Source organism: Serratia sp. C2(1) (assembly GCF_036352655.1).
Taxonomy (GTDB): domain Bacteria; phylum Pseudomonadota; class Gammaproteobacteria; order Enterobacterales; family Enterobacteriaceae; genus Serratia; species Serratia inhibens.
Map to the genome: position 1 here is coordinate 37,583 of NZ_JAZFBA010000002.1, position 12,869 is coordinate 50,451.

Consider the following 12,869-nt stretch of genomic DNA (forward strand, 5'->3'; position numbering starts at 1 on the left):
ATTAACCTTATTGCTACTCGTTTATGAGGAATTTCCACCGTCAAAGGCGCCCGGCTGTTAAGAATTTGTTTGCATGCCTGGATACGAGTAGACTGCATCCCCTGTTTGATTTCGGAGTAATTACCATGAGCGAAACGGCAAGCTGGCAGCCAAGTGCACCTATCGCCAATTTGTTGAAACGCGCAGCGATCCTGACTGAGATCCGGCGTTTCTTCGCCGATCGTGGCGTATTGGAAGTTGAGACGCCAACCATGAGCCAGGCGACGGTTACCGATATCCACCTGTTCCCGTTTCAGACGCGTTTTGTCGGCCCGGGGGCGGCGGATGGCCTGACGCTGTACATGATGACCAGCCCGGAATATCACATGAAGCGGTTGCTGGCGGCGGGTAGCGGCCCGATCTATCAGATGGGGCGCAGTTTCCGTAATGAAGAGGCCGGTCGCCATCACAACCCGGAATTCACCATGCTGGAGTGGTACCGCCCACATTACGACATGTACCGGCTGATGAATGAGGTGGATGATTTGCTCCAGCAGGTGCTGGATTGCGACAGTGCGGAAACCTTGTCCTATCAGCAGGCTTTCCTGCGTCATCTGGATATCGATCCGCTGTCGGCAGAGAAAGCGCAACTGCGTGAAGCGGCGGCCAAGCTTGATCTGAGCAACATTGCCGATACTGAAGAAGACCGCGATACGCTGTTGCAACTGCTGTTCACCGTCGGCGTTGAGCCGCACATTGGGCGTGACAAGCCGGCGTTCGTTTATCACTTCCCGGCCAGCCAGGCGGCATTGGCGGAGATCAGCACCGAAGATCACCGCGTGGCGGAGCGTTTTGAGGTGTATTTCAAGGGTATCGAACTGGCGAATGGCTTCCGCGAGCTGACCGACAGCCGCGAACAGCGCCAGCGTTTTGATCAGGATAACCGCAAACGTGCGGAGCGCGGTTTGCCGCAGCATCCTATCGATAACAACCTGCTGGACGCCTTGCAGCACGGTATGCCGGAATGTTCCGGCGTGGCGTTAGGGGTTGATCGGCTGGTCATGCTGGCATTGGGCGCCGACAGCCTGAGCGAAGTGTTGGCCTTCCCGGTAGGGCGCGCGTAACCGCTAACTTGCGCTATCGTGAAAACAAAAGGGTTCGGCCAGTGCCGAACCCTTTTTTCATTATGCGCTTACAAGCTGCCTGATTCGCGTTTGGTGTTGGGCGCCGGTGTGGACGGCGGAGTGCGGCCATTGCTGGTCAAGCGTGACAGCGTTTCGCTGCGCACCTGGAATGGCGGGTATGGCAGGGTAATGCCGTGTTCGCGGTAGCCGGCCAGAATCAACTGATGGATCTCGTGGCGCAATGGCATGCGATGGCCCATTTCGGCCGCATAGATGCGCATCTCGAAGATCTGAATACCCTGTTGCAGGTCGACCAGATAAACTTCCGGTGCCGGGGTATCCAGCACCAGCGCGCAGCGCTCGGCGGCGTTGAGAAGGATCTTGGTCACCTCTTCGCTGTTGGCATCGCCCGGTGCCGGTACCGTCAACACCACACGGGTCAGGTTGTCCGACAGCGACCAGTTGACGAACTGCTCGGTGATGAACGCCTTGTTCGGCACGATGATCTCTTTGCGATCCCAGTCAGAAATGGTGGTGGCGCGGGTGTTGATCTTGGTGACGGTGCCGGTCAGGTTACGGATCGTCACCGTATCGCCAATGCGAATCGGCTTCTCGAACAAAATGATCAGGCCGGAGATGAAGTTGGAGAAAATCTCCTGCATGCCGAAGCCCAACCCCACGCTGAGCGCGGTGACTACCCACTGCAGTTTCGACCATTCGATGCCGATCCAGGAAAAACTGAGGATGGCGCCGAACAGCAACAGCAGATACTTGGTAATGGTGGTGATGGCGTAGCCGGTGCCTGGCGTCAGATCAAGGTGCTGCAACACCGCCAGTTCCAGTAGCGCCGGCAGATTACGGACCAACTGCATGGTGACGATCAGCACCAAAATGGCGATCAATACCGCGCCCAATGTGATCGGATGCGCCGTTTCCACCCCGTTGACCGTCGAGGTTACGTCCCACAGGGAGATATTTTCCAGGAAGGCGAAGGCGGAATGGATCTCCGACCACAGCACGATCACCGATACCAGCGCGATCATCGTCAGGATCGAACGAACCAGCCGCAGAGACTGGGCGCTGATGGTGTCCAGATCGATCTCAGAGTCATCCACATCCATCGATCCTTCGGTGCTGTTTGGCGTATGCGGCGTTTCTTCTTCGCCACGGGCACGCTGGGCCAGGATATCGGCACGGCGCTGTTTGGCGCGGTCGAAGGCGATGCGCCGCCGTTGGATTAACATCCAGCGGCGAATAATATGGTAAACCACCAACAGGAAGAACCAGATCGCCACCGAGGTTTCCAACCTTGCCAGCAGCGCCTGCGAGGTGGTCAGGTAACCGACGGCTGAGGCCAGCGCGGCCAGCAGCGGCGCCGACAGCAGCAGCCCCCACAGCGCGGTGTTGACCATATTCTCGCCGGAGCCTTTCTTGTCCAGATACAGCGGAATACCGGCTCGCTTAAGGCTTTTGGTGACGATGGCCAGCGCCAGACAAAGCAGGATAAAGCACAGCCGCCCCAGCGTGTTGGCAAACTCGCGTTCTTTCAGGCTGTCGAAAGTGATCAATGCCATGATCAGCGGCACGATCAGCCAGATCGACATCTTGTAGTAACGCATGGCGCGTGAAACCTGTTTCACCGGCCAGCGGAAGTGCACGATAAACAGCCCTTGCGGATGAGCGAAGGCGGCGCAGATCATACAGATCCACAGGATCGGCAACGTGGCGGTGACCCCCTTGCCAATCGCCTCGGCGACCGGATAGTTCCAGGCGCTTTGCAGGCCAAAACCGAGCGCTGCCCACAGTACCGGCAGCGGCAACGCCACCAGAATCGACCAGAATACGGTGCGCATCGTCAGGAAGAACTCGTCCTGCGTCACCTTGCCGACCCGGCTGTTGGCGCGCGCCAGGAAGGCGTGATAGTGCCTGCGTGAGCTGATGCTGAAAATCACCAGCAGCAGGGCGCCGAAAATCGGGATCAACGTTTCTTTGCTGGTCACCATCATCATGAAGGCCCCCCCCAGCTGCGCCAACGTATCCAGCGACAATAAGCGTGTCAGATCCTGTGCCACGTTAATCGGATAGGACAGGGTGATCGGGTTGACGTCCGGTACCCAGAACAGATAGCGGTGGGTGGCGTCCTTGATCTCGTTCAACGCCTCAATCAATTGGGTGTTGGCTACTTTCAGCTTGGTCAGTTCGAGGATCTGGGTGTCGCAGCCGGAAAGCAGCGAATTCAGCAACTCGCGCTGGGTGCGCAGTTGGGCTTCAACGATGCGCCGCTCTGCGCTGGTCAGCTCGCTACCGTCGTCACGTTTGAACTCACGCTGGGAAAGCTTCTCCAGTTGGCTTTCAAACTGCAGGCGTTGTACGCGCAACTGGGCCATATCGCCATCCAACTGCTGCGGTTTTGGCATTTCCGGCAGCGTTGCCACCTGGGCACGCAGGGTTTCCCCCAGCGCCGACGACGAGCCGAGCCACTGGGCCTGTTCGATAATGGTACTGAGCGCTTGGCGCACTTGCAGCGTTTGCGCGGCGGCCTGGCGTTGTTGAGATGAGATCAGATCCATACGCTGCGCCTGATTGTTCAGGGCGGCGGACAGTTCACGGTTGATTTGCAGCTGTTGGCTGATGCTTTTCGGCAGATCGCCGTTTTGCTCCGCCAACTGCTCGGTTTTTTCCAACGCCAGTTCAGCTTCACGTTGTCGCTGGGCGTTAAGGTTGTTGCGCAGGGCTTGCAGCTGGACGTCGATCTTCTCGTGGCGTTTCTTGTACACGTCGGCGCGCATCCGCGCCAACTCCTGCCGGTTATTGGCCGACAGTTGCGCCAGTTCCAGTTCATCCACCTTGGCTTTGCGCGCCGCGGCTTCCGTCTGCAACAACGCCAGAGCCGCCTGGGCGTGCGGAGTGGTAGGGTTGGCGGGCTGAGCTTGCAGACGACGCTGCACTTCGGTCAACGAGCGGCGTGCATCGGTCTGTTGTTGCGGCAATTGGCCGAGCGAATCGCTGATCTCCCGCGTGCGATCCTGTTCTTGCTGCAGCAGACGCGCCTGTTCCAGCAACAGGCTGCTGGTCTGGAGGATTTGTTGCTCCAGATCGCTGGCCGGCAGATTATCGCCATTCGGCAGGATTTTGTTGTCTTCCAGCGTCAGCTGACGGCGCAATTCCTGCGTCATCTTAGGGAAATCGTCGATCACCCGTTGATACTGTTCGGAGCGCGTCAACGACTCCTGGCGCTCCGACAGCCAGTTGAGGGCACTTTGCAGCGCCTCGGTGGTTTCCGCCTGATTAGGCGCGTTTTTGCTGCTCTCTGCCTGCTTCAGCTCCTGCTTGAGCTGAGCCTCTGTGGGCACCGTGGCGGCCAGCACCGGTTGAGACAGTAAACAACCGAGCAGTAACGTGATAATCAGGCGCACGGCGTCAATTCCTTTAGATCTGCGGTGTTTCAGCGGCGGGTGCAGCCGGGATTTCGGCAAAGGCTTCACCCATGCGGGTGACGGTGCCGTTGTTCAGCTGCGGAGCGAACTGCACGCTGCCTGGGGTAAACAGGTTGATGACCGTGGAACCGAGCTTGAAGCGGCCCATCTCAGCGCCTTTTTCCAGTACGATTGCGCCTTCAGCGCCTTCTGCCGGATAGGTCCAGCGTTTGATGATACCTTCGCGCGGCGGCGTTACGGTGCCGGCCCAAACGGTTTCAATGCTGCCGACAATGGTGGCCCCCACCAGGATCTGCACCATTGGCCCGATAGCGGTATCAAATACGCAGATCACGCGCTCATTGCGCGCGAACAGGTTCGGCACGTTGGCGGCGGTCAGCGGATTTACCGAGAACAGATCGCCCGGCACATAAATCATTTCACGCAGCGTGCCGGCGCACGGCATATGGACGCGGTGATAATCACGTGGGGCCAGATAAGTGGTGGCGAACAGGCCATTGCGGAACGGCTCTGCCAGCAAGTAGTTGCCGGCCAGCAGCGCTTCCAGGCTGTAGTGATGGCCCTTGGCCTGGAAAATCTGATCTTCGCGGATCGGGCCGAGCTGGCTGATAGCGCCGTCGGCAGGCAGTGCCAGCCAGTTGGCTTCGCCGATGATGGGACGCGCGCCATCACGCAGCGGGCGCACGAAAAATTCGTTAAAGGTGGCGTAGGAGGTCAGCTCTGGCTGTTGCGCTTCCTGCATATTCACGCGGTAGTAGCGAGCGAAACCCTTAAGGACAAGCTGGGTGAGCCAGCCGGCTTGTTTGTCTGCGCCCCAGCCGGCCAGACGGGTCAGTGCCAGCTTCGGCAACCAATACTGCAATTTTATCTTGATGCTATCCAGCACGTTAACCTCTTGAATCAGGGTAAAGGGCGCGCATTGTAACGGTGGCGCTGCCACTGTCAACGCCCGCCCGCAACGATCAGTCTGCGGCGTCCGTGAGGTTTTTGCGAACCTTCACCTGCGCCATGCTTTCCAGAATGCGGTGGTAGTTGTCGAAACGCTCTTTTGCGATATCGCCTTTTTCCACCGCCGCGCGGATGGCGCAGCCTGGGTCGGTGTCATGGCGACAGTCGCGGAATTTACATCCGCCTAAATAGTCACGGAATTCGACATAGGCTTGGGTGATTTGTTCCGGATCCAGATGCCACAGACCAAATTCACGTACTCCCGGCGAGTCGATCACATCACCGCCGTGTTGGAAATGGTACAGCCGCGCGGCGGTGGTGGTATGTTGCCCCAGGCCGGAGACATCGGAAACCTGATTTACCAGAATTTGCTTATCGCTTGGCGGCAGCAGGGCGTTCAGCAGGCTGGATTTGCCCACACCAGACTGGCCGGCGAAGATACTGATGCGATCGGCCAGAGCCTGTTCAAACGCCTCCATGCCTTCGCGCGTCTGGCTGGAGACTTCCAGCACCCGGTAGCCGATATGGCGGTAAATCGCCATCATGCCGTCGACGACCTTGCGCGCCGGCGGATCCAGCAGATCGATTTTGTTCAGCACGATCAGCGGTTCGACCTCGAGCGTTTCGCACGCCACCAGGTAGCGATCGATCATATTCAGCGAAAGCTCCGGCAGGATCGCCGAAACGATAACGATCTGATTGATATTGGCGGCGATCGGCTTCACGCCGTCGTAGAAATCGGGGCGGTTCAGCACCGAGGTACGCTCGTGCACCGCCTCGACGATACCCTTGACCCCTTCATGAGCACCTACGCCGGGACGCCACACTACGCGATCGCCGGTTACCAGCGAACGCAACGTGCGGCGAATGTTGCAGCGATGCTGGGTGCCATCCGCGGCTTCAACATCGGCGTGCATGCCGAAACGGCTGATGACGATGCCGTCTTGCGGCTCCCCCAGTTGGGAATCATCCAGTTCCGGTTTGTTATCGGTGCGCTTCAGACGACGCTGATGGTTCGCCTGTACGCGGCGTTGTTGACCTTTGGACAGTTTGTTCTTAGTCACTGCGCCTCACTTGAATCGGCTTTTATCGCTCGTGGCGACCAAAAAGGCTATGATACACGCTATTTTATATTAAATAACCGTTGTTAGCCGCTACGCACCGCGTATCGCCGCCGGCAAACAGCCGGCGCCGGTCGCTGCCTTGCCCACGCTTTGTTTATCTTTCGGCTTTTACGCAGGAAATATCATGACAGGAAACGAAAACAACCTGATTTGGATCGATCTGGAGATGACTGGGTTGGATCCGGAGCGCGATCGCATTATCGAGATCGCCACGCTGGTTACCGACGCCAATCTGAACATTCTCGCTGAAGGGCCAACAATCGCCGTCCATCAATCCGACGAACAGCTCGGCCTGATGGATGACTGGAACGTGCGTACCCATACCGGCAGCGGGTTGGTGGAACGGGTGAAGGCCAGCCGTTTCGACGATCGCGCCGCCGAACTGGAAACCCTCGCTTTCCTCCAGCAATGGGTGCCGGCGGGCAAGTCGCCAATCTGCGGCAATAGCATCGGTCAGGATCGCCGTTTCCTGTTCCGCTATATGCCTGAACTTGAAGCCTACTTCCATTACCGCTATCTGGACGTCAGTACGCTGAAAGAGCTGGCGCGCCGCTGGAAACCGCAAATTCTCAGCGGCTTTAAAAAGCAGGGTACCCATCAGGCCATGGATGATATCCGCGAGTCCGTGGCTGAACTGGCCTATTACCGCGAACATTTCATCCAGTTGTGATGGTCGCTCGGGCCCCTTTGGGGCCCCTGTACTGTGAAAAGCTTTCGATTCCGCCGCTTAATTAGCCAGTTTGACGCTTTAATCGGCAATCAAACAAAAATCGCGTTTTTTTGCTTTCAGGGGCTTGCGGCAAAAAGGATTTCTCGTATAATGCGCACCCCGTACCGATGAAGAATTTCGTTTAGTTCCGACATCGATACGCCGGGCGGGAATAGCTCAGTTGGTAGAGCACGACCTTGCCAAGGTCGGGGTCGCGAGTTCGAGTCTCGTTTCCCGCTCCAAATTCAACAATGTTGCTGATGCGGCATGATGAATAAAAAAGTGTTAAGCAGTACCCATGCGACGCGGGAATAGCTCAGTTGGTAGAGCACGACCTTGCCAAGGTCGGGGTCGCGAGTTCGAGTCTCGTTTCCCGCTCCAAAAAATTCAAAGGCCATGTTGTTGTTTGATGGCCGGATGCTCAAGCATCTCAATGCGGGAATAGCTCAGTTGGTAGAGCACGACCTTGCCAAGGTCGGGGTCGCGAGTTCGAGTCTCGTTTCCCGCTCCAATTTTATCTTCGATTTATCTCAACCCAACGCCTTCAGCGACGCGGTTTTTTGCCTCTCCGTACACACCCTGTCGAAATGTTGTGAACAGAGTTATCCACAGGTAACGTTCATAATACCCGCAGTTCAAAAAATCAACACCACAGAAATGAAATATATATCCCGTTGATTTGTAGTTATATTTTTTTATCGAAAAACGTTATGCCGATCACTTGCTCTTTTTGTTGCATTTGAAAGACAAAGCATTTTTATTTTTATGCACAAATCCACAGAGCGACTATTGAGGACGGAGCGACGGATCCGACGTGGTTTTACGCATCCCTCGGTAATCCTTTTTCCACAGCCCGTATCAATCGTTTTTTCTGCGTTGTCTGCACTTCTATGCCCTGCGCGTCGCGTCGCGCCAACTGTTGATCAAGCGCCCAGTCAATATGTTCGTCCAGCATGGGGTTTTGATGCCTCCGGGAGCGCAGCGCTATCACTACGGCATCCTGATAAGGGGCATTGCCCAGCGCCACGGCAATATTGCGCAGCCAGCGCAAATGGCCGATACGCCGGATAGCGGAGCCTTCGGTGATGCGCAGGAATTTCTCTTCCGTCCAGCCGAACAGTTCAATCAACTGCGGCGCATGCAGTGCAGCACGCGGACTGAAATCATCTTCGTCGGTGAGTTGGGAAAAGCGATTCCACGGGCAGATCAGCTGGCAGTCGTCACAGCCGTAAATACGGTTACCCAGCAGCGGGCGAAATTCTTCCGGGATGACACCTTCAAGCTCGATGGTCAGATAAGAGATACAGCGGCGAGCGTCCACGGTGTAAGGAGCGACAATCGCGCCGGTTGGGCAGGTGGTGATGCAGGCGACGCAGCGGCCACACTGTTCCGGCTGCGGCTCATCCACCGGTAGCGGCAGATCGATCAGCAGTTCTCCGAGAAAGAACCAGGAACCGGCTTCGCGATTGAGAATGAGTGAGTGTTTACCAACCCAGCCAATGCCGGCCTTGGAGGCCAATGCGCGCTCCATCACCGGGGCCGAATCGACAAAGGGACGAAAGTTCAGTTCGCCGCAGTAAGCCTGGATCTGATCGCCGAGCTTTTTCAGCCGCTGGCGCAGCAATTTATGATAATCCCGCCCCAGCGCATAGCGGCTGACGTAACCCAATTGCGGATTATTCAGGGTGCTGGCAAAGGCCGCTTTCGCCGGCAAGTAGTTCATGCGCACGCTGATCACCCGCAGCGTACCGGGCAGCAGCTCATGCGGCCGTGCACGCAGCATGCCATGACGCGCCATCCACTCCATTTCGCCGTGGTATTGCTTGTCCAGCCATGCCTGCAACTTGGGTTCTTCGGCGCTCAGATCGGTATCGCAAATGCCTACCTGCTGGAATCCTAGCGATTGCCCCCATTGCTTGATATGTTGGGCGAGTTGATTGAGATCGAGGGGGTGTGTCATGACGGGCCACAGTGAAAAACAATACACCGATAGTTTATCACACTCTGTCTGGTCTGCGGACTGGATCCGGCAGGCAGAACCTGCCGCCGCCGCTTCGCTCGGTATTTCACTCTACGATTTGATGCAGCGTGCCGGTGAGGCGGCTTATGCCCTGGCGCGCGACCAATACCCGGCCGGCAGCCACTGGCTGGTGTTGTGTGGTCACGGTAACAATGGTGGCGACGGTTACGTGGTCGCCAAACTTGCTGCAGCCGCCGGCGTAAAGATTACGTTAATTGCCTGCGAGGGCTCGCGGCCCTTGCCCGTTGAGGCCGCTGCCGCCCGGCAGGCCTGGCTGAACGCCGGGGGTGAAATTCATCCGGCTGACAGCCGCTGGCCGGAGAGTATCGATCTGATTATCGATGGCCTGCTCGGCACCGGGCTGAATACCGCACCGCGGTCCCCCTACAATACCTTGATTGAGGCGGCTAATCGCAGCTCGGCGCCGGTTATCGCGCTTGATATCCCTTCAGGGCTGTTGGCGGAAAGCGGCGCTGCGCCCGGCGCGGTCATCCGCGCGACGCATACCCTCACCTTTATTGCCCTCAAACCGGGTCTGTTGACCGGCCAGGCACGTGATTGGGTCGGGCAACTTCATCAGAGTAGGCTAGGATTATCGGGCTGGCTGGCAAAGCAATCGGCGCAGATTCATCGGGTTACCGCAGATTCACTGCCCCAGTGGCTAAAGCCGCGCCGGCCTTGTTCACACAAGGGGGAGCAAGGGCGTTTGCTATTGGTGGGCGGCGATCAGGGCTTTGGCGGGGCCATACGCATGGCGGCAGAAGCCGCACTGCGCAGCGGTGCAGGATTAGTGCGAGTACTCACTCACATTGAGCATGTCGGGCCACTGCTTACCGCCCGTCCTGAGCTGATGGTGCAACGTCTGAGCGACGATACGCTGCTACAGGCGCTCGATTGGGCGGATGTGGTGGTGGTGGGGCCGGGGCTGGGCCAGGGTGAATGGGGTCGGAATGCACTGAAAGTGCTGCAAGCCAGTGATAAACCGGCGTTATGGGATGCCGATGCACTGAACTTGCTGGCATTAAATCCCGAGAAGCGTCAGAATCGCGTGATTACTCCGCATCCTGGGGAGGCTGCGCGCTTGTTGGGGTGCAGTACCGCTGATATTGAGAGTGATCGCTTACTTGCAGTGCGCAAGCTGGTGGTGCATTACGGTGGCGTGGCGGTGCTGAAAGGTGCCGGTACGCTGATTGCCGATGACCGGGGCGAGATGGCGATAGCGGACGTCGGCAATGCGGGCATGGCCTCCGGCGGTATGGGGGATGTGCTGTCGGGCATTATTGGCGGTTTGCTGGGGCAAAAGCTCTCGCTGTATGATGCAGCCTGCGCGGGGTGTGTAGTGCACGGTGCAGCTGCCGATCGCGTGGCGGCAAGACAAGGAACAAGAGGGATGCTGGCGAGCGATTTACTGCCTGAAATCCCTTATTACGTTAATCCTGAGTTGGCATAATAGAAACTATCGAATGAAAGAACTCGTTTTACCTCTGCCGGATGAGGCAGCGACTGTCGCATTGGGTGCCGCCTTGGCCAAGGCGTGCGATCGCGCCAGCGTAATTTATCTTTACGGTGACCTGGGCGCCGGTAAAACCACCTTCAGCCGTGGTTTTCTGCAGGCTTTGGGGCATCAGGGCAATGTTAAAAGCCCAACCTATACGCTGGTCGAGCCCTATGCTCTGCAGCCACTGGCGGTATACCATTTTGATCTGTATCGGCTAGCCGATCCGGAAGAACTCGAGTTTATGGGTATTCGCGATTATTTTGCGCAGGATGCCATTTGCCTGGTTGAATGGCCACAGCAGGGTACCGGCGTGTTGCCGGATCCGGATCTGGAGCTGCACCTCAGCTATCAGGATCTGGGGCGTGAGGCAAAAATTCAGGCGGTTTCCGCCTACGGTAGCCAGATTTTAGACCGTATCCACGGGCCACAGGAATGACGCCGCAATGACGTATGCGTTGAAAAAATTACTTATAATCACCCTGATCGCCGTATTGGGGTCTTTTGGTGCGGCCAATGCGCTGGCCGCATCGTCGCTGTCTGACATCAAAGTATCCAATGCTCAGCGAGAGGCCACGGTATCGGTGAGCTTCAATGGCCCGCCGGATTATGCCTTCTTCCCACTGCACGGCCCGGACCGCGTGGTTCTGGATGTTAACCAAAAAGGCAAGGTTGGCGGCCTTCCGCTGAATTTCAGCGGGCAGAACCTGGTAAAAAGCATCCGTTCCAGTACGCCGAAAGACGCTCAGAGCGTGCGGTTGGTCTTCGATCTGACCCAGCGTTCGAAGACCCGCGTCGCTACGCGCCAAAATGGCGGCATTTATACCGTAGTATTTACCATTGCCGCCGAGGGCAGCGCCAACACCAATGTGGTGCGCAGAACCCCGACGGTTACACCTGCGCCGGCCCCTGTAGTGGTCCGCGAACCGGTACGCAAAACGCCGGTAATGAGCGAGCCTGAGCCTGAACCGGTGCGCAGAGCGCCGAGCGGCTCCAATCCCTTCACCAATAAACCAAGCGTAGTATCGGGCACTGCATCGGAAATTACGCCGCGCAGCAGCCGCGTTTCCGTAGGTTCCGGCGATCGGGTCGTGGTGGCGATTGATGCCGGCCACGGTGGGCAGGATCCGGGCGCTATCGGCCCGAACGGCCTGAAAGAAAAAAATGTCACCATTGGCATAGCCCGCCGTTTGCAGGCCATGTTGGATGCCGATCCGCAGTTCAAACCGGTGCTGACGCGCACAGGCGATTACTTCATCTCGGTGATGGGGCGTTCTGACGTGGCGCGTAAACAGGGTGCCAATGTGCTGGTCTCCATTCATGCTGACGCCGCACCAAACCGCAGCGCTAACGGAGCCTCAGTTTGGGTGCTGTCCAACCGTCGCGCCAACAGTGAAATGGCTGGCTGGCTGGAACAACATGAGAAACAGTCTGAGCTGCTTGGCGGTGCGGGTGATTTGCTGGCTAACAGCCAGGCCGATCCTTACCTGAGCCAGGCGGTGCTGGATCTGCAGTTCGGCCACTCGCAGAGAGTGGGCTACGATGTTGCGGTAAAAGTATTGCAGCAGTTGCAGAGCGTGGGTTCATTGCATAAACGCCGACCGGAACACGCCAGCCTTGGCGTGCTGCGTTCGCCGGACATCCCATCGCTGCTGGTGGAAACAGGGTTTATCAGTAATAGCACGGAGGAGCGGCTGCTGGGCAGTAGCGCGTATCAGGATAAAATTGCCAGGGCGATTCACAATGGCCTGCGCAGTTATTTCCTGGCGCATCCGCTACAAGCCGACCCAAAGGTGGAAAACCGTCCGCTGGACGTCGCAGCGGCGGTTAAAACTCCAGCCCCAGCTCGCTCGGTCGCCAAAGCGAAGCCCAGCGTGAAGAAAGCGTCAAAACATAAAGTGACGCGCGGTGATACGTTGTCATCCATTGCTTCCCGTTATGGTGTCAGCGTCGGTGACCTGAAGCGCGTGAATAAACTGAAGTCGGACGTCGCGCCGCTGGATCGGACGCTGACTATCCCGCAGGCCTAGCGC

At 57.6% G+C, this 12,869-nt stretch carries 9 protein-coding genes and 3 tRNA genes; 8 read left to right on the forward strand and 4 right to left on the reverse strand.

Features of this window, described 5'->3' with window-relative positions; genetic code table 11:
• The first annotated feature begins 125 nt into the window (after nt 1–125).
• Entirely contained in the window at nt 126–1,103 is a 978-nt protein-coding gene (gene epmA / locus V2S86_RS15700) for an elongation factor P--(R)-beta-lysine ligase (RefSeq protein ID WP_330763241.1), read from the forward strand.
• A 68-nt stretch (nt 1,104–1,171) separates the two neighbouring features.
• Here the strand turns inward: epmA and mscM are convergent, their stop codons facing one another.
• From mscM to rsgA, 3 genes are all read right to left on the reverse strand, one after another.
• Nucleotides 1,172–4,519, reverse strand: coding sequence for a miniconductance mechanosensitive channel MscM (gene mscM / locus V2S86_RS15705; RefSeq protein WP_330763242.1), 3,348 nt, complete (start codon nt 4,517–4,519; stop codon nt 1,172–1,174).
• Between the two features lie 13 nt (nt 4,520–4,532).
• The gene (gene asd, locus V2S86_RS15710; protein WP_330763243.1) at nt 4,533–5,426 is read right to left on the reverse strand and encodes an archaetidylserine decarboxylase; all 894 of its coding nucleotides are present in this window, start codon (nt 5,424–5,426) and stop codon (nt 4,533–4,535) included.
• Nucleotides 5,427–5,502: 76 nt separating this feature from the next.
• Nucleotides 5,503–6,552, reverse strand: coding sequence for a small ribosomal subunit biogenesis GTPase RsgA (gene rsgA / locus V2S86_RS15715; RefSeq protein WP_004952676.1), 1,050 nt, complete (start codon nt 6,550–6,552; stop codon nt 5,503–5,505).
• Between the two features lie 184 nt (nt 6,553–6,736).
• Between rsgA and orn the strand changes: the two genes are divergently transcribed.
• The 4 genes from orn to V2S86_RS15735 all read left to right on the forward strand — a co-directional run bounded on the left by orn (nt 6,737) and on the right by V2S86_RS15735 (nt 7,832).
• Nucleotides 6,737–7,282 (forward strand): oligoribonuclease, encoded by a 546-nt coding sequence (gene orn / locus V2S86_RS15720; protein ID WP_212558261.1) that lies wholly within the window; start codon nt 6,737–6,739, stop codon nt 7,280–7,282.
• Between the two features lie 205 nt (nt 7,283–7,487).
• Nucleotides 7,488–7,563: transfer RNA gene (locus tag V2S86_RS15725), tRNA-Gly, on the forward strand.
• 63 nt (nt 7,564–7,626) lie between these two features.
• A tRNA-Gly gene (locus tag V2S86_RS15730) sits at nt 7,627–7,702 on the forward strand.
• 54 nt (nt 7,703–7,756) lie between these two features.
• A tRNA-Gly gene (locus V2S86_RS15735) sits at nt 7,757–7,832 on the forward strand.
• A gap of 309 nt (nt 7,833–8,141) precedes the next feature.
• On the opposite strand, the gene queG is transcribed toward V2S86_RS15735, so the two are convergent.
• Nucleotides 8,142–9,281: a tRNA epoxyqueuosine(34) reductase QueG gene (queG, locus tag V2S86_RS15740; RefSeq protein ID WP_330763244.1), complete on the reverse strand. Its 1,140-nt coding sequence runs from the start codon at nt 9,279–9,281 to the stop codon at nt 8,142–8,144.
• Between queG and nnr the strand changes: the two genes are divergently transcribed.
• Genes nnr through amiB form a run of 3 tightly spaced genes read left to right on the forward strand, consistent with a single transcriptional unit; the run spans nt 9,280 to nt 12,866 of the window.
• The gene (gene nnr, locus V2S86_RS15745) at nt 9,280–10,791 is read left to right on the forward strand and encodes a bifunctional ADP-dependent NAD(P)H-hydrate dehydratase/NAD(P)H-hydrate epimerase (RefSeq protein WP_330763245.1); all 1,512 of its coding nucleotides are present in this window, start codon (nt 9,280–9,282) and stop codon (nt 10,789–10,791) included. The two genes, queG and nnr, sit on opposite strands and share 2 nt — an antisense overlap.
• 13 nt (nt 10,792–10,804) lie before the next feature.
• Nucleotides 10,805–11,275, forward strand: coding sequence for a tRNA (adenosine(37)-N6)-threonylcarbamoyltransferase complex ATPase subunit type 1 TsaE (gene tsaE / locus V2S86_RS15750; protein ID WP_330763246.1), 471 nt, complete (start codon nt 10,805–10,807; stop codon nt 11,273–11,275).
• Nucleotides 11,276–11,282: 7 nt separating this feature from the next.
• The gene (amiB, locus tag V2S86_RS15755; RefSeq protein ID WP_330763247.1) at nt 11,283–12,866 is read left to right on the forward strand and encodes an N-acetylmuramoyl-L-alanine amidase AmiB; all 1,584 of its coding nucleotides are present in this window, start codon (nt 11,283–11,285) and stop codon (nt 12,864–12,866) included.
• Nucleotides 12,867–12,869: the final 3 nt, after the last annotated feature.

What these genes read in the sequence shown, in the direction of transcription:
- epmA (WP_330763241.1), top strand. Translation starts at nt 126, where the DNA reads ATGAGCGAAACGGCAAGCTGGCAGCCAAGTGCACCTATCGCCAATTTG.
- orn (WP_212558261.1), top strand. Translation starts at nt 6,737, where the DNA reads ATGACAGGAAACGAAAACAACCTGATTTGGATCGATCTGGAGATGACT.
- nnr (WP_330763245.1), top strand. Translation starts at nt 9,280, where the DNA reads ATGACGGGCCACAGTGAAAAACAATACACCGATAGTTTATCACACTCT.
- queG (WP_330763244.1), bottom strand. Translation starts at nt 9,281, where the DNA reads ATGACACACCCCCTCGATCTCAATCAACTCGCCCAACATATCAAGCAA.
- tsaE (WP_330763246.1), top strand. Translation starts at nt 10,805, where the DNA reads ATGAAAGAACTCGTTTTACCTCTGCCGGATGAGGCAGCGACTGTCGCA.
- amiB (WP_330763247.1), top strand. Translation starts at nt 11,283, where the DNA reads ATGACGTATGCGTTGAAAAAATTACTTATAATCACCCTGATCGCCGTA.